The organism is Verrucosispora sp. ts21 (genome assembly GCF_002879555.1).
GTDB lineage: Bacteria > Actinomycetota > Actinomycetes > Mycobacteriales > Micromonosporaceae > Micromonospora > Micromonospora gifhornensis.
This window is the reverse complement of the sequence record NZ_PNOZ01000101.1, coordinates 1-18,987: the sequence shown is the minus strand read 5'-3', so window position 1 is coordinate 18,987 and position 18,987 is coordinate 1. Positions and strand designations below refer to the sequence as shown.

At 71.1% G+C, this 18,987-nt stretch carries 15 protein-coding genes; 9 read left to right on the top strand and 6 right to left on the bottom strand.

Annotated features, from left to right (window positions below; translation table 11 throughout):
- The 5 genes from C1A38_RS27760 to valS all read left to right on the top strand — a co-directional run.
- Positions 1-373, top strand: a 373-nt coding sequence (locus tag C1A38_RS27760) for a DNA-3-methyladenine glycosylase family protein (RefSeq protein WP_502696963.1), incomplete at its 5' end; no start/stop codon positions are given.
- A gap of 74 nt (positions 374-447) precedes the next feature.
- Complete coding sequence (locus C1A38_RS27755) at positions 448-945, top strand: methylated-DNA--[protein]-cysteine S-methyltransferase (protein ID WP_377679982.1); 498 nt, start codon at positions 448-450, stop codon at positions 943-945.
- Between the two features lie 174 nt (positions 946-1,119).
- A complete protein-coding gene (locus C1A38_RS27750; RefSeq protein WP_233197062.1) occupies positions 1,120-3,021 on the top strand; it encodes an ABC transporter ATP-binding protein in 1,902 nt (633 codons plus the stop codon).
- A gap of 32 nt (positions 3,022-3,053) precedes the next feature.
- Complete coding sequence (locus C1A38_RS27745) at positions 3,054-4,922, top strand: ABC transporter ATP-binding protein (RefSeq protein WP_233197063.1); 1,869 nt, start codon at positions 3,054-3,056, stop codon at positions 4,920-4,922.
- A 43-nt stretch (positions 4,923-4,965) separates the two neighbouring features.
- The gene (gene valS, locus C1A38_RS27740) at positions 4,966-7,581 is read left to right on the top strand and encodes a valine--tRNA ligase (protein WP_102660653.1); all 2,616 of its coding nucleotides are present in this window, start codon (positions 4,966-4,968) and stop codon (positions 7,579-7,581) included.
- A gap of 150 nt (positions 7,582-7,731) precedes the next feature.
- Here valS and C1A38_RS27735 read toward each other — a convergent pair whose 3' ends face one another.
- The 4 genes from C1A38_RS27735 to C1A38_RS27720 are packed head-to-tail and all read right to left on the bottom strand — an operon-like array spanning position 7,732 to position 11,171.
- The gene (locus C1A38_RS27735) at positions 7,732-8,442 is read right to left on the bottom strand and encodes an ABC-2 transporter permease (protein WP_102660652.1); all 711 of its coding nucleotides are present in this window, start codon (positions 8,440-8,442) and stop codon (positions 7,732-7,734) included.
- A complete protein-coding gene (locus C1A38_RS27730; protein WP_102660651.1) occupies positions 8,442-9,386 on the bottom strand; it encodes an ABC transporter ATP-binding protein in 945 nt (314 codons plus the stop codon). The genes C1A38_RS27735 and C1A38_RS27730 overlap by 1 nt, the downstream gene beginning before the upstream one ends.
- Positions 9,383-10,264: an ABC transporter permease gene (locus C1A38_RS27725; RefSeq protein WP_102660650.1), complete on the bottom strand. Its 882-nt coding sequence runs from the start codon at positions 10,262-10,264 to the stop codon at positions 9,383-9,385. The genes C1A38_RS27730 and C1A38_RS27725 overlap by 4 nt, the downstream gene beginning before the upstream one ends.
- Complete coding sequence (locus C1A38_RS27720; RefSeq protein WP_102660649.1) at positions 10,257-11,171, bottom strand: ABC transporter ATP-binding protein; 915 nt, start codon at positions 11,169-11,171, stop codon at positions 10,257-10,259. Before C1A38_RS27720 ends, C1A38_RS27725 begins: the two co-directional genes overlap by 8 nt.
- 225 nt (positions 11,172-11,396) lie before the next feature.
- Here C1A38_RS27720 and C1A38_RS27715 point away from each other — a divergent pair, with 225 nt between their 5' ends.
- The 3 genes from C1A38_RS27715 (at position 11,397) to galT (ending at position 15,719) form a co-directional block, all read left to right on the top strand.
- On the top strand, positions 11,397-12,968 hold the full coding sequence (locus C1A38_RS27715) for a glycosyltransferase family 2 protein (RefSeq protein WP_102660648.1): 1,572 nt from the start codon (positions 11,397-11,399) through the stop codon (positions 12,966-12,968).
- A gap of 99 nt (positions 12,969-13,067) precedes the next feature.
- Entirely contained in the window at positions 13,068-14,597 is a 1,530-nt protein-coding gene (gene cysC / locus C1A38_RS27710; RefSeq protein WP_102660647.1) for an adenylyl-sulfate kinase, read from the top strand.
- Positions 14,598-14,615: 18 nt separating this feature from the next.
- A complete protein-coding gene (gene galT / locus C1A38_RS27705; protein ID WP_102660646.1) occupies positions 14,616-15,719 on the top strand; it encodes a galactose-1-phosphate uridylyltransferase in 1,104 nt (367 codons plus the stop codon).
- A gap of 579 nt (positions 15,720-16,298) precedes the next feature.
- Here galT and C1A38_RS27700 read toward each other — a convergent pair.
- Together C1A38_RS27700 and C1A38_RS27695 are read right to left on the bottom strand one after the other, a co-directional pair.
- Entirely contained in the window at positions 16,299-17,516 is a 1,218-nt protein-coding gene (locus C1A38_RS27700; RefSeq protein WP_102660645.1) for an NADP-dependent isocitrate dehydrogenase, read from the bottom strand.
- A 224-nt stretch (positions 17,517-17,740) separates the two neighbouring features.
- Complete coding sequence (locus tag C1A38_RS27695; protein ID WP_102660644.1) at positions 17,741-18,139, bottom strand: VOC family protein; 399 nt, start codon at positions 18,137-18,139, stop codon at positions 17,741-17,743.
- Between the two features lie 78 nt (positions 18,140-18,217).
- On the opposite strand from C1A38_RS27695, the gene C1A38_RS27690 reads away from it, so the two are divergent.
- On the top strand, positions 18,218-18,987 hold a 770-nt coding region (locus C1A38_RS27690), incomplete at its 3' end, for a TetR/AcrR family transcriptional regulator (RefSeq protein WP_199180350.1).

Sequence of the window (18,987 nt, the reverse complement as noted above, 5' to 3'; positions counted from 1 at the left end):
GGGTTTTCCGGCGGCGGAGGAGGTGTTGGGGGTGCCGGATGAGGGGTTTCGGATGCCGGTGGGGCGGCGGGAGGCGATTCGGGCGGTGGCTCGGGCGGTGGTGGCGGGTGAGCTTGATCTGGAGGTGGGTGGGGAGCGTGGGGAGGTGGCGCGGCGGTTGGCACAGGTGCCGGGTGTCGGGCCGTGGACCAGCGGTTACATCGCGATGCGGGCGCTCGGCGACCCGGACGTGTTCATGCCCACCGACCTCGCCGTACGCCGGGGCGCCGCCGCCCTCGGGTTGCCCGACTCCCCTGCGGCCCTCGATGAGTACGCGACCCGCTGGCGGCCGTGGCGCTCGTACGCCGTCGTCCGGCTCTGGCGGGCCGCATGAATACGACCCTGGCAGGCAGTGTGAATTCGACCTTGGAGAGCAGTGTGGGTACGACCTTGCGAAGCAGTGGGGCGATCATCGACAGCGCCACCGTCGACACGCCCGTCGGTCCGTTCACGATCCTCGCCGCCCCGGACGGGGCGGTCCGGGCCGCCGGGTTCACCGCCGATCCGGCGGCTGTGCTCGCGGTGATGCACCCTGGCCTGCGCGGTGAGCCTCGCCAGCGGCGCGACCTCGGCCCCGTCACCGCGGCCGTCGAGGCGTACCTCGGCGGTGACCTGACCGCGATCGACGACGTACCGGTCGAGCAGCACAGCGACGGGGTCTTCCTGACACACGCCTGGCAGGTGCTGCGCGAGGTGAAGGCGGGCCAACCTGTCACCTACACCGGGTACGCCGCACTTGCCGGTCGCCCCGCCGCGGTACGCGCCGCCGCCTCGGCCTGCGCCCGCAACGCCGCCGCCCTCTTCGTCCCCTGCCACCGGGTGCTGCGCACCGACGGCAGGCTGGGCGGCTACCGCTGGGGGTTGCCGGTGAAGGAATGGCTGCTCACGCACGAGCGACGGAGCTGACAGGCGGCCGGGCTGAGGCACGCTGACGCGCCCGCATCGCTGACAAGCGCGTGCATCGACGGACACCCATGACCCAAGTGGGGCCGTAGCTGGTCAGGCCGGTCGACAAAAGGGCAACACCGGTGACAACAAGCCGACAGTAGTGCCGTCCTCATTTACCGCTACCGTCGGGTAGTGGCTGCGGGAGGCGGCGACGGCCCGGCCGGACGGGCCGAGGTCAGGAGACATCCACTCGGGAATCTGTGGCGACTGCGGCGCTATCTGCGCCCCCACGCCGTGGAGTTCAGCGTCCTGCTGCTGGCTGGGTTCGCCTCGACCGGGGCGGGCATCGCGGTGCCGCTGGTGGCCCAGCGGGTGGTCGACGGCCCGGTGGCCGACCGGGACCTGCGCGGGCTGTTCCAGCTTGCCGGGCTCGCGTTGGCGCTCGGCCTGATCGAGGCCCTGTTGATCTTCATCCGTCGGTGGGTGCAGTCGTCGTCCTCGGTGGCGATGGAGGCGACCATCCGCGACGACATCTACGCCCACCTGCAACGGTTGCCGGCCAGCTTCCACGACCGGTGGCCCTCCGGTCAGCTGCTCTCCCGAATCACAAGCGACCTGTCGGTGCTGCGCCGGTTCCTCTCCTTCGGACTGCTCTTCCTCGTCCTGAACCTGACCACCTACCTGGTCGTGGTGGTGCTGCTGGTCCGGCTGCATCCGGTGCTGGGCCTGCTGGTGGCGGCCAGCGCGGTGCCGCTGTTCGTGATCGCCCGCCGCTTCGGCCGGCACTACCACGCCGCGTCCCGCCGCATGCAGGACCAGCAGGGCGACGTCGCCACCCAGGTCGAGGAGACCGCGCAGGGTCTGCGCACCATGAAGGCGTACGGGCGGGGGCCGCAACTGACCGACCGGTTCGTGGCCAGCACCCGCGCGCTGCACGACACCGGGGTCGGCAAGGGCAGGCTGCTCGGTCGTACCGCCGCACTGCTGGACCTGGTGCCGAACCTGACCCTCGGCATCGTGCTGGTGGCCGGTGCCGCCGCGGTCGCCGACGGCCGGCTCACCATCGGCCAACTCGTCGCCTTCGTCAGCCTCCAGTTGATGCTGATCTGGCCGGTGCAGTCGCTGGGTTGGATCATCGCCAACGGCCAGGAGGCGGCCACCGCTGCCGACCGGATCCAGGAGGTGCTGGACACCGCGCCGGCCATCGTCGACACGCCCGAGGCGGTCACGCTGGCCCGGTCGACGGTGCGCGGCCGGCTCCGCTTCGAGGCGGTCACCTTCCGCTATCCGGGCACCGCCGCGCCGGTGCTGCGGGGCATCGACCTGACCGTCGAGCCCGGTGAGACGCTCGCCCTGGTCGGCGCGACCGGCAGTGGCAAGAGCACGCTGCTGTCCCTGGTGCCCCGCTTGCACGAGGTCGAGACGGGGCGGATCACCCTCGACGGCCACGACCTGCGCGACCTGCGGTTGGCCTCGCTGCGCCGGCTTGTCGCGGTGGCTTTCGAGGAACCGACGCTGTTCTCCATGTCGGTGTGGGAGAACCTCACCCTGGGCCGCCCCGACGCCGGTGCCGACGAGGTACGCGACGCTCTCGCGCTGGCGCAGGCGGAGTTCGCGTACGACCTGCCGTGGGGCCTGGACACCCGGCTCGGTGAGCAGGGGCTGTCGCTGTCCGGTGGGCAACGGCAACGCCTGGCGCTGGCCCGCGCGGTGCTGGTCCGCCCTGCGGTGCTGGTCCTCGACGATCCGCTCTCCGCGTTGGACGTGCACACCGAGGCGCTTGTGGAGTCGGCGCTCAAGCGGGTGTTGCGGGACATGACGGCGCTGCTGGTGGTGCACCGGCCGTCCACCATCGCGCTGGCCGACCGCGTCGCACTGCTGGAGGACGGCCGGATCACCGCCGTCGGCCGACACACCGACCTGCTCGCCGAGGTGCCGGCGTACCGCGCGCTGCTCTCCGCCGAACCGACCGGCACGCCACCGTCGCAGGCCGGAACGCCACCGTCCCCGGCCGGCGCGTCGTCGTCCCCGGCCGGCACGTCGTCGTCCCCGGCCGGCCCGGCACCGGACGGCTCCCCGCTGGTGCGCTCGTGACGGCCGGCGACCCGACCGGTCGGAACCACCGGGTGCCGGGCCAGCGCTCGGGTCGTCACGAGGCCGACCCGGCGCGCTGGCGCGGGCTCGCTGCCGATCCGCACGCCGACCGCAGTCTCGCCGAGGACACCGACCCGGAGGCGGTGGCCCGGCTACGGGTCCGCAGCCGTGCACTGCTGGCCGACGTGTTGCGCCCGCATCGTGCCCGGCTGGGCGGTGCGGTGGCGCTGCTGCTGACTCAGAACGCGGCGGCGATGTCCGGGCCGTACCTGGTCATGCTCGGTATCGACCGGGCCATCGACCCGCTGCGCGACGGCGACGCGGGCCCGCTGGTGGCCGTCGCGGTGGCGTTCGCCGCCGCGACCGGCATCGAATGGGCAGCCCGCCGCGCCTTCCTCACCCTCTCCGCCCGGATCGGCCAGGCCGTCCTGCTCGATCTGCGCCAGCGGGTGTACGGGCACTTCCTGCGCCTGCCGGTGGCCTTCCACGAGCGGTACACCTCGGGTCGGGTGATCTCGCGGCTGACAAGCGACATCGACTCCATCGCCGAACTCGTCGACGGTGGGGTGGAGAGCCTGGTGATGGCGGCCCTGACGATCGTGTCGGTGGCCGGCATCCTGCTCTGGTTGGACCTGCCGCTGGCCGCGGTCACCCTGCTCGCCTTTCCGCTGCTGTTCTGGCTGTCCCGCTGGTTCGCCCGCGCATCCGCCGCCGCCTACCGCCGCACCCGGGAGGCGATGGCTCTGGTCATCGTCCATTTCGTGGAGTCGATGCGGGGCATCCGGGCCGTGCAGGCGTACCGCCGTGAGGGCCGCAACCAGGACATCTTCGCCACGGTCAACGACGATTACCGGCACTCCAGCCGGCATGCCTTCCGCCTGATCGCCACGTACTCGCCGGGGATCAAACTGATCGGCAACGTCACAGTGGCGGTGGTGCTCTGCTACGGCGGCGCCCGGGTGCTCGGCGGCGAGACCGGCGTCGGGGTGCTCGCGGCGTTCCTGCTCTATCTGCGGCGGTTCTTCGAGCCGATGCAGGAGCTGAGCCAGTTCTACAACGCGCTCCAGTCGGCCACCGCCGCCCTGGAGAAGCTCGCCGGGGTGCTCGACGAACGGCCCGAGGTGGCCGAGCCGCAACGCCCGGTGCCGCTGCCCCGGGGGCCGAACCAGGGTGCGGTCACCTTCCGTGGCGTCTCGTTCGGGTACCGGCCGGACGCGCCGATCCTGACCGGGCTGGACCTCACCATCCCCGCCGGGCAGACGGTGGCGCTGATCGGGCCGACCGGGGCCGGCAAGTCGACGCTCGCCAAACTGCTCGCCCGGTTCCACGACCCGGCAGTCGGCACGGTCGCCCTGGACGGGGTGGACCTGCGCCAGGTGGCCGACGCGGACCTGCGTCGGGCGGTGGTGCTGGTGACCCAGGAGACACACCTGTTCGGTGGCAGCGTGGCGGAGAACATCCGATTCGGTCGCCCGGACGCCGACGACGCGGCGGTCGAGGCGGCCGCGCGGGCGATCGGCGCGCACGACTTCATCGCGGCACTACCCGACGGGTACGCCACCGAGGTGCACCGGCGCGGTGGACGGCTCTCCGCCGGGCAGCGGCAGCTTGTCGCCTTCGCCCGCGCGTTCCTGGCCGACCCGGCGGTGCTGATCCTCGACGAGGCCACCTCGTCGCTGGACATCCCGACCGAGCGGCTGGTGCAGCGGGCGCTCGGCACCATCCTGCGCGACCGGACCGCAGTGGTGATCGCGCACCGGCTCTCCACTGTGGAGATAGCCGATCGGGTGTTGGTCCTCGACGACGGCCGGATCGTCGAGGACGGTCCACCGGCCGACCTGATCGCCGGCGGTGGCCGGTACGCCGACCTGCACCGCCAGTGGATCGACTCGCTGCTCTAGGTAATGCGATGCCCGGCGGCGCGACGCTGCCTACCATCGACGGATGACTGATACGGCGAGGACGGCCCGTACCGGCGTCCCCGAGCGTCCGAGTTTGGACGGGCTCGAGGAGACCTGGTCGCGCCGCTGGCAGGAGGAGGACACGTACGCGTTCGACCGCTCGAAGGCGGCTGTCCGGGGTCGCGGCGAGGCGTCAGACTCGCCGAGCCCGGATGGCCGTAGCGCGGACGTATACGCGATCGACACCCCGCCGCCGACCGTATCGGGCGAGCTGCACATGGGGCACGTCTTCTCGTACACCCACACCGACCTGGTCGCCCGGTTCCAGCGGATGCGCGGTCGGACGGTCTTCTACCCGATCGGCTGGGACGACAACGGGCTGCCCACCGAACGCCGGGTGCAGAACGTCTACGGCGTGAGCTGCGACCCGTCGCTGCCGTACGACCCGGACTGGCAGGCACCGGACGCGCCGGTGAACGATGCGGCCCGCAAGAATCCGACCCCGATCTCCCGACGCAACTTCATCGAGCTGTGCGAGCGGTTGACCCTCGCCGACGAGCAGGTCTTCGAGGCGCTGTGGCGTCGACTCGGCCTGTCGGTGGACTGGTCGCTGGTGTACACCACAATCGGCCCGGTGGCTCGGGCCGCCTCGCAGCGGGCGTTCCTGCGCAACCTGGCCCGGGGTGAGGCGTACCAGTCGGAGGCGCCGACGCTGTGGGACGTCGGTTTCGCCACCGCCGTCGCGCAGGCCGAGTTGGAGGACCGCGAGCGACCCGGCGCGTACCACCGGTTGCGGTTCCACGCTCCCGGCGGGCGGGAGGTGCTGATCGACACCACCCGTCCGGAGTTACTGCCGGCCTGCGTGGCGCTGGTCTGCCACCCCGACGACGAGCGGTACGCGGACCTGGTCGGCGGCACTGTGCGTACGCCCGTCTTCGACGTGGAGGTGCCGGTGCGCGCGCACCCGCTGGCGGAGCCGGCCAAGGGCACCGGCATCGCGATGGTCTGCACGTTCGGTGACCTGACCGACGTGACCTGGTGGCGAGATCTGGGCCTGGAGACCCGGGTGGTGATCGGGCGCGACGGCCGGCTGCTGCCGGAACCGCCGGCCGGGGTGCCGGCGCAACCGTACGCGGCGTTGGCCGGGCAGGGCGTCAACGCGGCCCGGCGGACCATCGCGCAGTTACTGGCCGACGCGGGTGACCTGGTCGGCGAGCCGCGCCCGATCACCCACCCGGTGAAGTTCTACGAGCGGGGCGACCGGCCGCTGGAGATCGTCTCGACCCGGCAGTGGTACCTGCGCAACGGGGGCCGCGACACCGACCTGCGGGAGGCGTTGCTGGCTCGGGGACGCGAGCTGCGCTGGGTGCCGGAGCACATGCGGCACCGCTACGAGCACTGGGTGGGTGGCCTGACCGGTGACTGGCTGGTCAGCCGACAGCGCTTCTTCGGCGTGCCGGTGCCGGTGTGGTACCGGCTCGACAACACTGGCGAGCCGGACTGGTCCCAGCCTCTCACGCCCGACGAGAATTCGCTGCCGATCGATCCGTCCGACGACGTGCCCGCCGGCTACGACGAGTCCCAGCGCGGGATGCCGGGCGGCTTCGTCGGTGACCCGGACGTGCTGGACACCTGGGCCACCTCGTCGCTGACCCCGCAGATCGCCGCCGGTTGGGAGACCGACCCGGACCTGTTCGCCCGGGTCTTCCCGATGGACCTGCGCCCCCAGGGGCAGGAGATCATCCGCACCTGGTTGTTCGCCACGGTCGTGCGGGCCCACCTGGAACACGGCGTGCTGCCGTGGCGGACCGCCGAGTTGTCCGGCTGGATCCTGGACCCGGACCGCAAGAAGATGTCCAAGTCCAAGGGGAACGTGGTCACCCCGATGGGGCTGCTGGAGCAGCACGGCTCCGACGCGGTGCGGTACTGGGCGTCCACCGGGCGTCCCGGCGTCGACCTGGCCTTCGACCCGGCGCAGATCAAGGTCGGTCGGCGACTGGCCACGAAGCTGCTCAACGCGTCGCGGTTCGCGCTCGGGCTGGGCGCCGCCGACGCGCTGCGCGCTGCGGCGACCGAGCCGTTGGACCGGGCCATGCTCGCCGCGCTGGCCGAGGTGGTGACGACCGCGACGACGGCTTTCGAGGCGTACGACCACACGGCGGCGTTGCAGGCCACCGAGTCGTTCTTCTGGCGGTTCTGCGACGACTACATCGAGTTGGTGAAGGAACGCGCCTACGGCACCGGCGCGGGCGCGGATTCGGCCCGAGCCGCGTTGGCCACCGCGTTGTCGGTGCAGTTGCGGCTGTTCGCCCCGTTCCTGCCGTACGCGACCGAGGAGGTCTGGTCCTGGTGGCGGTACGGCTCGGTGCACCGGTCACCGTGGCCCACCACGTACGAGGTGAGCCGGGCGATCCAGGGCGAGGGTGATCCGGCGTTGCTGCGGTTGGCCTCCGACGCGCTCGGGCAGGTGCGGCGGGCCAAGTCCGAGCGGAAGCTGTCCATGAAGGCGGAGGTGCCGCTGGCCGAGGCGCTCGGCCCGGCCGCCCTGCTCGACCAGCTCACGCTGATCGTCGACGACCTGCGGGCGGCCGGACACATCGGCAAACTCGACCTGCTCCCCGACCGCACCCCCGAACTCGTCATCGCCTGCGCCTTCTAGGGGGGTGGGGTGTAAGGAAGGGCACCTTATTAACGCCTCGTGCATAGGAAGGGCCCCTTGTTAACAGTTGTCGATCACAGCAGATCGGCTCGTGTTAACAGGGGGCCCTTCCTCTACCTCAGGCGTTAATAAGGTGCCCTTCCTTGCACGTCAGCTGGTTTCGCCGGCTACGGAGAAGGAGCGGAGGCGGTTGACGGCCAGCAGGGTGAACGCGACGCTCACCAGCACCGTCATCACCGCCGCCACCGGTACGGAGACCGTCGTGTCGAGCAGGTTCGTCGGGGCGAGCCGGTCCGCCAACGCGATCACGTAGTGCTGGATGGAAAGGACCCGGGTGCCGGTGACGACGTTGCTGAGCAGTCCTTCCCAGATCAGCACGTAGACCAGGCCGAGCAGGACCGGCCGCCGGGTGAGCAGGCTGGCCGCCACGAACAGGGCCGAGTAGGCCAGCGCTCCGATCGAGGCGGCGACGGCCAGCGCCAGTCCGAGGCGTACCGAGTCGGCCAGCAGGCCGGCGGCGAACAGCGGCACCGCGACGGTGACCGCGGTGGCCCCGACCGCCACCGCCAGCTTCGGCAGCACGATCTGCCAGCGTGGCAGCGGTGTGGTGAGCACGTGCACCACCGTGCCGTCGTCGATCTCGGCACCGAGCACACCGGTGCCGACGATCAACGCGACCACCGGCAGCACGACGGCCAACCCGAGGCCGACGAGCACCGGCGGCCCCCAGGCGGACGGGGCCACCCCGAGGCCGCGGGACAGCACGGCCAGCACGACCAGCAGCACGGGCAAGGGCAGCAGCAACAGGAACCGGCGACGCCCGAACAGCCCGCGCGCGGTGATCCAGGAAACAGTGGACATCAGGCCTCCACCAGGTAGGAGAAGACGCTCTCCAGGGACTCGTCCTCGGGCAGCAGCTGCCGCACCCGTACGCCCCGGGCCAGAGCGACCTTCGGCAGTACGCGGGTGAAGGCGCCGTAGTCGCCGGCCCGTACGGTCAGCCCGTCGCGGCCCAACTCGACACCTGTCACCGACGGCTCGGCCATCAGCGCGACGGCCAGCGCCCGGTCGTCGGTGGAGCGGATGGCGAACACGTGCGGCCGGTTGGTCATCAGCCGGCGGATGGTGCGGAAGTCACCGGAGGCGGCGAGCCGCCCGGCGACCATCACCTGCACGGTGCCGGAGACCTGCTCGACCTCCTCCAGGATGTGCGAGCTGAACAGGATGGTGCGGCCGGCATCGCCGAGCGAGTGCAGCAACTCCATCATGTGCAGGCGCTGGCGCGGGTCCATGCCGTTGAACGGCTCGTCCAGCAGCAGCACCTGCGGGTCGTGCACGAGCGACGCGGCCACCCGGGCCCGCTGCCGCATGCCCTTGGAGTAGGTGCCGATCCGGCGGTCCTGTGCGCCCTCCAACTCGACCATGGCGATGGCCCGGCGGGCCGCCGCCTGCGGGTCGGGCAGCTTGTGCAGCTTCGCGGTGGCCAGCACGAACTCGTGCGCGGTGAGGAAGCTGTGCACGGCCTCCCGTTCGCTGACCAACCCCAGTCGTCGGTAGACCTCCGGGTTGCGCCAGGTGGGCAGACCGTCCAGGGTGACCTGCCCCCGGGACGGGGCGAGGAAGCCGGCCATCATGTGCAGCAGCGTGGTCTTGCCGGCGCCGTTGGGGCCGAGCAGACCGGTGACGCCCGGCCCGAGGCTCATGCTCACGTCGTTGACCGCGACCACGTTGCCGTACCAGCGGGAGACCCCGGCGAGGTCGAGGGTGCTGGTGGTGGTCGGGGCGGGACTACTGGTCGTGGTCATCGGGCGGCCACCTTCCGGTAGCGGGCCAGCAGCAGGGCGACGCAGGCCGCGACGAGCAGGGCGGCGACCAGGGCGTACACCGGGCCGAAGGCACCGAGGTCGGGACCGAGGGCGTCCGGGTCGGTGATCACCTGGTCGCGCATCGTCCAGATGCCGACACCCTGGACGAGCGTGGACGGCGAGGCGATGCCGGCGAGCTGGTTCGCGGCCTGCGAGGGCAGGATCGACAGGACGCCGACGATCGGCGTGGTCATCAGGAAGACGGCGACGATGCCGCCGGCGGCGAAGGCCCGCTTGCCGGTCAGTGAGGCGATCAGCAGCCCCACCGCGGCGAAGACCACCGCCCACAACCCGGCGTAGAGCAGACCGGGCACCAGGTCCAGCAGCTCGTCCCAGACCGCGCCCATGTCGTTGCCGGTGAACGCGGCGCCGAGGAACATCACCAGCTGCGGCGCGCCGAGCAGCATCCAGAGCGCGGTGGCCAGCGCGAGCAGCTTGGCCATCGGGTAGTCGACGGTCGGCAACGGTCGCGAGAAGTACAGCGGCAGCACACCGCTGCGCAGATCCCGGGAGACCAGTTCCGGCGCGGCCACCGCGACGAAGAAGATGACAAGCCAGCTCATCGAATCGGCGAACTGGGCGTACGTCATGAGGGTTTCGCCGATCTGGCTGCCGATCGCGGTCACCGCGCCGGCCACCATCAGGACGATGCCGACCACCAGCCAGGGGAAGATCTTGGCCTTGGCGCTGCGACCCAACCCGAAGGCGGTCCGTACGCCGTGCACGTAGAGCGCGCCGAAGACCGCTCGGCGGCCCAGCCGCAGGCCGGTGTAGCGCTGGTAGCCGATGTCGTGGATGACACCCGTCGGTTCAGACATGACTGCCCTCCCTGCGGGCGAAGAGCTCGGCCACCCGGTGCCGGCGCTGGTCGAGCCGGTGCAGCGGCAGGTCCAGGTCGGCGACCGCGCCGATGATGAGGTCGTACGTCTGCTGGTCGGCGAGCGGGACGAGCAGCAGCCGTCCCTCCCGACTCACCGGCAGGTCGAGCGCGGCCAGCCGGGCGGCCAGCGTCTCGGTGCCCTCGCTGACCTCGACGGCGAGCACGTCGGTGGTCGAGGTCATCGCGGCGATGTGGTCGGCACGCAGCAGCCGCCCGCCGTCGATGGCGACCAGGGTGTCGCAGATCCGCTCGACCTCGCCGAGCAGGTGGGAGCAGACAAGTACGGAGATGCCGAACTCGGTGCCGATCCGGTGCACCAGGGCCAGCATGGCGTCCCGGCCGGCCGGGTCGAGGCCGTTCGTGGGTTCGTCGAGCAGCAGCAGGTCGGGATCGTGCACGAGAGCCTGGGCGAGCTTGACTCGCTGCTTCATGCCGGTGGAGTAGCCACCCACCGGACGATGGCGTTCCTCGTGCAGCCCGACGTGCCGCAGCGCCTCGGAGGCCCGTTCCCGGGCGGCGGTACGTGGGAGGCCGCTGATCTGCCCGAGATGGGTGACCAGTTCGGCGGCGGACAGGTCAGGTGGCAGGCAGTCGTGCTCCGGCATGTAGCCGACCCGGGCGCGGACTGCCGCCGGTTCGGTGGTCGGGTCCAGGCCCAGCACCCGGACCCGGCCACGGGTCGGGGTGAGCAGGCCCAGCAGGAGCTTGATAAGGGTTGATTTGCCGGCGCCGTTGGCGCCGACCAGGCCGACGATTCCCGGCTCGACCGTCACTGTCAGTTCGGACAGCGCGGTCACCCCACCGCCGTAGACCTTGGTCAACGACTCGGTTGCGATCAGTGTCACGACGACAGCCTAGAGACGGACGACAACGCGGTCTGTCCGGCACGCGCCCCGGTTTTCCCTGATCCTGCTTCCGGTGACTCCCCCTAGGGATCAGTCGGGGTCGTCGTCCTGCTGCGGCTTGCATGGATTCCGGTGCACGTACCCCGCCCCGGAAAGATCGACTTACTGGTACACACTGGAGCCCACCATTCGCTCTTCCGACAGCACGATGGGTAGTGGTCAGCCATGACGACCGGCGAGCTCAAGGTAAGTGTGGTGGTCCCGACGTACAACTCGGGCGGGCACCTCCAGCAGCTGATCGACTCGCTGCTGGGCCAGTCGATGCCGGTGACGGACTTCGAGGTGGTCTTCGTCGACGACGGCTCGACCGACGACACACCGGCCCGACTGGCGGAGCTGGCCGCCGCCCACCCGCACGTCACGGTGCTGAGCTGCGAGCACTCCGGCTGGCCGTCGCGCCCCCGCAACCTGGGTCTGGACCGGGCCCGCGGCGAGTACGTCCAGTTCGTCGACGACGACGACTGGCTCGCCGACGAGGCGCTGGAGCGGCTGCACGGCTACGCGGTGGCCAACGGCGCCGACATCGCCATCGGCAAGATGACCGGGCACGGCCGGTCGGTGCCCCGCGAGCTGTTCCGGGTCAACCGCCCCGACGCCAGGCTTGACGACTCTCCGCTGATGGAGAGCCTCACCTGCCACAAGATGTTCCGCCGCGCGTTCCTGCTGGCGCACGACCTGCGTTTCCCCGAGGAACCGCACAAGCGGCTGGAGGACCATCACCTGGTCGCGCGCGCCTACCTGCTGTCCCGGCGCACGAGTGTGCTGTCCGACTACACCTGCTACCACCATGCGCGGCGACCGGACGGCGGCAACCTGACAGCCACCCGGATGGAGCCTTCCGGGTACTACGACAGCCTGCGTGAGGTGCTGGACATCGTCGACGCGCACACCGAGCCGGGGCTGCTGCGCGACACGATGCACCGGCGCTGGCTGCGCAGCGAGATGGTCCGTCGACTGCGCGGGACCGGGCTGGGCAACGCGCCCCGGGACTGGGTCGACCAGGTCGCCGCGGAGGTGCAGAAGACCATCCAGGAGCGGTTCGCCCCGGAGGTGGCGGGCGGCCTGCGGAGCGTCGAGCGCACCGTCGCCGGCCTGGCCGCGCAGGGTCGGGTCGAGGATCTGGTCCGGTTGGCCGAGTGGGACGCGGGCGTGCGCGCCCGGACCCGGCTGAAGGCGTACGAGCTGACCGGTCTGACCCTGACGCTGCTGCTCAACAGCCAGCTCCGCAACGCCGACGAACCGGTCTCGTTCACGCACGCCGACGGCCGGGACCGGCTGGTGGTGCCGGTCGACGACGTACCCGACGAGTGGCTCGACTGCACCGACGACCTGAGCGCGGCCCGCCTCGACGTCATCGCGCAGCACGCCACCACCAACGACGAGTTCTTCCTCCCGGTGCACCACGAGGTGGACCGGGTCCCCGGGGAAGCAGGTGAGTTTCAGGTGCGCTACCGGGGGGCGGCCACTGTCGACTTCGGCACCCTCAACGAGGGTCGTACCCGGGGCGAGTGGATCCTCAAGGCCCGGGTCGCCGGCTTCGGCTGGACCATCGACGCGAAGCTGCCGCTGGAGATCACCTGCGACGCCGACGGTGCCCGGCCGGTGGTGGTCGACAAACGGAAGAAGAAGACTCCCGCCTCACCGCCGGCGCCCCGGCCCGGTCTGTGGCGACGGTTGACCGGTTCCGCACGGGACCGGCTGGGCCTGGCCCGCCCGCAGGCGGTGCCGCTGTCGTAACAGCGGGCGGTGGCCCGATCGGGCCGGTGGCAGTGCTGCCCTCGACCGATTGGCGGGCGACTGCGAAACTGTGTGCCGGTCGCCGGAGTTGGGGGTCTGATGAGCAACGGGTGGGTGCTGCCCGACGAGATACTGCGGGACGCACCGGCGTACACGCCGCGTCCCGGCGAGCTCGCGGATCTGGAGTTGCTGCTCACCGGTGCGTACGCGCCGTTGACCGGCTTCCTGACCCGGGCCGACCTGGTCTCGGTCAGCCGCCGGGGCCGACTCGTTGACGGCACGCCATGGCCGGTCGCGGTGACCCTCCAGGTGCCCACCGCCCTGCTGCGCGAATTCGACCTGGCCGACCCGAACCGACGCACGCTTGTGCTCACCGACGGCGAGGGCGCGCCGGTGGCGGCCCTGGAGGTCACCGACAGCTGGCAGGTACGCGACGGGGTGGCCGGGGTCGGCGGCAGGGTACGCCGGCTCGGTGACGGCGGGCACGGGCCGTTCCAGCGGCTGCGGCGTACCCCCGAGGAGATCCGCGCGCTGCTGCCACCGGGACGGGTGCTCGGTGTCGTCGCCGACCGACCGTTGCACCGGCCGCAGCTGGCCCAGATCGCGCACGCCGTGCGGACGCTCAGCGCCCATCTGCTGATCATGATTCCGGTCGGTGAGGACGGCGCCGGCGGGCTGCCGCCGGAGGCGCTGGTGCGTTGCGTCTTCGCCGCCCGGGACCGGATGCCGCCGACGACCGTGGTCGCGGTGCCGCTGGCCCGACGGCGCGACGAGATCGGCGACGCCCTGCTGCGGGCCCGGGTCTCCGCCGCGTACGGCGTCACCCACCTGCTCTCCACCAGCGAGATGCTCTCCGGGGGCGGGCTGCGGGTGCTGGTGCCGCGCGAGCTGGCCTACGACAACCGGGACGGCCAGTGGCGCTGGCGCGAGGACATCCCGCCGCGCAACCGTCGCCTCCCGCTCACCCACAACGAGATCGAGGACCTGCTCGACCGGGGGTTCCCGCTGCCCGAGTGGCACACTCCCCCGGCGGTGGCGAAGGAGCTGAGCCGGGCCCGGCCGCCCCGACGGCACCGGGGCCTGGTGGTGTTCCTCACCGGGCTCTCCGGTTCGGGCAAGTCGACAATCGCCCGTGGCCTCGCCGACGCGCTGCGTGAGCAGGGCGAACGGACGATCACCCTGCTCGACGGCGACGTGGTGCGCCGCGAACTGACCGCGGGGCTGGGCTTCAGCAAGGCCGACCGGGACACCAACGTGCGCCGGATCGGCTGGGTGGCCGCCGAGATCGCCCGGCACCGCGGCATCGGCATCTGCTGCCCGATCGCCCCGTACGCCCAGGCTCGGGCGACCGCCCGGGAGATGGCGGTGGCGGCGGGCGCCGGGTTCGTGCTGGTGCACGTCGCCACGCCGCTGGAGGTCTGCGAGCGACGCGACCGCAAGGGTCTCTACGCGCGGGCGCGGGCGGGCCTGCTCACCGGGATGACAGGCATCGACGACCCGTACGAGGAGCCGACCGACGCCGATCTGGTGATCGACACCAGTGACCTCGACGTGGACGAGGCGGTGCAGCAGGTGCTGCATCACCTGACCGAGACCGGCTGGATCGAGCCGCGCCTGCAGTCGTTCTGATGAGGAGCTCGTCTTACGATGGTTGATCAGTTACCGGTCAGCGCGACGCGGCGTACCGCGATCCGCCTGGCCGACGGCCGCGAGCTGATCTACTTCGACGAGCGGGACGACGTCGTCCGGGACCAGCCGGACCGCCGCGACCTGCCGCCGCCCCCGCCCGCCTCGCAGCTGCGCTACGACCCGCTCACCGACGAGTGGGTGGCGCTGGCCGTACACCGGCAGACGCGCACCTTCCTCCCGCCGGCCGACCAGTGCCCGCTCTGCCCGTCCACCGAGCAGCGGCTCAGCGAGATCCCGGCGCCCGACTACGCGGTCGCGGTCTTCGAGAACCGGTTCCCGGCGTTCAGCCAACGGGTGGTCGACGAACCGGCCGAGATCACCCCGCTCACCGAGGTACGCCCCGGCCGGGGCCGCTGCGAGGTGGTCTGCTTCACCGCCGACCACCATGCCTCCTTCGCCGGCCTGCCGCCGCGCCGGGTACGCACAGTCCTCGACGCGCTCGCCGACCGTACGGCGGTGCTCGGTGAACTGCCCGAGGTCGAGCAGGTCTTCTGCTTCGAGAACCGGGGCGTGGAGATCGGGGTAACCCTGCACCACCCGCACGGGCAGATCTACGCCTACCCGTTCCTTCCGCCGCGTACCCGCGCACTGCTGGCCGCGGCCCGCCGCCACGCTGAGCGCACCGGCGGACGCAATCTCTACGCCGACGTGCTCGCCGCCGAACGCGCCGCCGGCGAGCGGGTGGTGGCAACAAACGAACACTGGACGGCGTACGTGCCGGCGGCGGCCCGGTGGCCGTTCGAGGTGCACGTCGCGCCGCACCGGCCGGTGCCGGACATCCCGGCGTTGACCGAAGCCGAACGGGACGCCTTCGGCCCGCTCTACCTGGACCTGCTGCGCCGCTTCGACGGGCTGTTCGACACCCCGATGCCGTACATCGCCGCCTGGCACCAGGCGCCGGTACGCGTCGACCGCGAGCTGGGTCACCTGCACCTGCAGCTGTTCAGCATCCGCCGAGCGGCGGACAAGCTGAAGTATCTGGCCGGGTCGGAGTCGGCGATGGGCGTCTTCATCAACGACATCGCCCCGGAGCGGGCCGCCGCCCTGCTCCGCGCCGCCTGACCTCACCGCCGCTCGGCGTCACCCGGCTGCTCTTTCCGCTGGTCACCGCCGCACCGCCCTGCCCTGCCCGCGCCGCTCTGCCCGCGTACCCCTTTGTCCCCGCCTTTCGCCTTGCCCACGCCGGGTTGCTCCGCTCGCACAACCCTCTACCCACGCCCTTTGCTCTGCTTCACTCCACGCACTGAATGTCGACCGAAATCGTTGCGTGGGGTGAAGCAGAGCAAAGGGCCCGGTGGTGGGTTCTTGCCCGGGCGTGCGGACGCGTTGCCCAGCGATGAAGCCGAGTTGCGGCTCAAGGCGAGACGGAGCCCAGGTCGAGATGGGGTCCGAGACAGGGCGCGGGGGGCCCGGGACAGGGCCCCCCGCAGGGAAGGGACGGCTGGCTGTGCTCGACAGCCGGGAAGGCTGGCTGGGCACTCGTGCCGCACGGCGGCGACGATCAACCTTCCAGGGACGGGACTGGCATCTCGTCCACCCAGGTCAACGAGGCGCGCCGGGGCAGGTGACGCTGGTTGGTGGTGGGCTGTGAAATGAACGAGCCCGCCGGCGCTGAGGCCGGCGGGCTGCGTACGACGGAAATCAGGCGGCGAGGCGGCGCGCCAGGTTCTCGTCGAGCGCGTTCATGAACTCGTCGGTGGTCAGCCACGGGGCGTCCCGCGAGATGAGCAGCGCGAGGTCCTTGGTCATCTGGCCGCCCTCGACGGTGTCGACGATGACCTGCTCCAGCGTGTTGGCGAACTCGGTGACCGCCGGGGTGCCGTCCAGCTTGCCCCGGTGGGCCAGGCCCCGGGTCCAGGCGTAGATGGAGGCGATCGGGTTGGTCGAGGTCTTCTCGCCCTTCTGCCACTGCCGGTAGTGCCGGGTGACGGTGCCGTGGGCGGCCTCGGCCTCGACGGTGCGGCCGTCGGGCGAGAGCAGCACCGAGGTCATCAGGCCGAGCGAGCCGAAGCCCTGCGCGACGGTGTCGGACTGCACGTCACCGTCGTAGTTCTTGCAGGCCCAGACGTAGCCACCCTCCCACTTGAGCGCGGCGGCGACCATGTCGTCGATGAGCCGGTGCTCGTAGGTGAGGCCGGCGGCGTCGAACTCCGCCTTGAACTCGTTCTCGAAGACCTCGGCGAAGATGTCCTTGAACCGGCCGTCGTACGCCTTGAGGATGGTGTTCTTGGTGGACATGTAGACCGGGTAGCCGCGGTCCAGGCCGTACCGGAACGACGCCCGGGCGAAGTCCCGGATCGAGTCGTCGTAGTTGTACATGCCCATCGCGATGCCGCTGCCCGGGAAGTTGGCAATCTCCATCTCGATCGGCTGCGCGCCGTCGGCCGGGGTGTAGGTGATGGTCACCTTGCCGGGGCCGGGTACGACGAAGTCGGTGGCGCGGTACTGGTCACCGTGGGCGTGCCGGCCGATGATGATCGGCTTGGTCCAGCCGGGGACGAGCCGCGGCACGTTGGACATGATGATCGGCTCGCGGAAGACGACGCCGCCGAGGATGTTGCGGATGGTGCCGTTCGGCGACCGCCACATCTTCTTCAGCCCGAACTCTTCCACCCGGGCCTCGTCCGGGGTGATGGTCGCGCACTTGACGCCGACGCCGTGCTCGGAGATGGCGTTGGCGGCGTCGACGGTCACCTGGTCGTCGGTGGCGTCGCGGTGCTGGATCGACAGGTCGTAGTAGTGCAGGTCGACGTCGAGGTAGGGCAGGATCAGCTGCTCCCGGATCTGCTTCCAGATAATCCGGGTCATCTCGTCGCCGTCGAGCTCCACGACCGGGTTGTTTACCTTGATCTTCGCCATCGGCCGGCGCTCCTCTCGGGGGACACATGCTCAAGCAGTACGAGCGTACTGGACCCGCCCGAAGCAGGAACGTCGCGGCCACCGGTTGGCCGACCACCCACCGCTGACCGGCCCACTCAGGGCACGACCGACACCGTTCGCGGTCGGCGGCTCGTGGCAGGCGGACCGCCGGGCCCGGCGCGGAATTACCCCACCGGGCCCGGAACATGCCGTCAGCGCCGCACTCAGCCGGCCTGCTCGGGGCTGTGCATCCACTGCACCAGCTGGAGGATCACTCCGTTGGGGTCGGTGACCTGAAAGAAGCGCTCGCCCCAGGGCTCGGTCTGGATCGGTGTGGTGATCGGCACACCGGCGGCCTGGATCTTGGCGTACTCGGCGTCGATGTCGTCCACCACGAAGGCGACGAGCACGCCCTGGGCCTGCTGTTCCTTCAGGACCGGCGGCTGGAGGCTGGCCAGGCCGGTGCGCAGGAAGACCAGGTTGAAGCCGACCCCGTCGCGGGCCAGCGAGACGAACCCGTCGGCCGACATCTCCTCCCGGAACCCGAAGTGCTGCTTGACGAACTCGGCAGAGGCCGAGACGTCCTGGACGTTTAGCGAGACGGCCGATCCGGTGATCTGCACATGCCCTCCCTGGGCGCGGGAACTTTATCTTCGTACATTGTACAACGTACTGCGTACGACGATTTGGCCTGCGAAGATCTGAGGGTGCCCGACCATCACACCGGAGGCGGCGATCCCGCCCACACCCTGCGACTGCTCTGGCGTCGAACCGAGGACGGCCCGCGTCGCGGCCCACGCCAGGGCCGCTCGCTGGACGACATCGTCCGCGCCGCGATCGAGTTGGCCGACCGCGAAGGGTTGGACGCGGTCACGATGCGGGCGCTCGCCAAGGCCGTCGGGGTGGCACCGATGACGCTCTACACGTACGTGCCGGGCAAGGCCGAACTGATCGACCTGATGCTGGACGCGCTCTACGCGGACATGCCGCGGCCGGACCGGTCCGGCGAGCCGTGGCGTACGCGGGTGGCGGCGCTCGCCCAGGACAATCGGGAGCTTTTCGCGGCCCATCCGTGGGCCGCCGAGGTGGCCACCGGCCGGCCACCGCTCGGGCCGGGCCTGATGGCCAAGTACGAGTACGAGCTACGCGCCTTCGACGACACCGGCCTGGACGACGTGACCCGGGACGCCGCGTTGACCTTCGTCCTCGACTTCGTCCGGGCCGCCGCCCGCTCCGCGGCCGAGGCGCGATCAGCGCGGCAGGCCAGCGCCTGGACCGACGAGCAGTGGTGGACCGCGAACGCCCCCCTGCTGGCCGAGGTCCTCGACGAACGGCGCTATCCCACCGCCGTCCGAGTCGGTGCCGCCGCAGGCGCCGCCCACAACGCCGCCTACCACCCCGACCACGCCTACACCTTCGGCCTGACCCGAGTCCTGGATGCCCTGACCCCCTTGATCAACCCCCCACCCAC

Coding starts and splice junctions, on each gene's coding strand:
- C1A38_RS27715 (WP_102660648.1), top strand. CDS start 11,397: ATGACGACCGGCGAGCTCAAGGTAAGTGTGGTGGTCCCGACGTACAAC.
- C1A38_RS27735 (WP_102660652.1), bottom strand. CDS start 8,442: ATGTCCACTGTTTCCTGGATCACCGCGCGCGGGCTGTTCGGGCGTCGC.
- C1A38_RS27730 (WP_102660651.1), bottom strand. CDS start 9,386: ATGACCACGACCAGTAGTCCCGCCCCGACCACCACCAGCACCCTCGAC.
- C1A38_RS27700 (WP_102660645.1), bottom strand. CDS start 17,516: ATGGCGAAGATCAAGGTAAACAACCCGGTCGTGGAGCTCGACGGCGAC.
- galT (WP_102660646.1), top strand. CDS start 14,616: ATGGTTGATCAGTTACCGGTCAGCGCGACGCGGCGTACCGCGATCCGC.
- cysC (WP_102660647.1), top strand. CDS start 13,068: ATGAGCAACGGGTGGGTGCTGCCCGACGAGATACTGCGGGACGCACCG.
- valS (WP_102660653.1), top strand. CDS start 4,966: ATGACTGATACGGCGAGGACGGCCCGTACCGGCGTCCCCGAGCGTCCG.
- C1A38_RS27725 (WP_102660650.1), bottom strand. CDS start 10,264: ATGTCTGAACCGACGGGTGTCATCCACGACATCGGCTACCAGCGCTAC.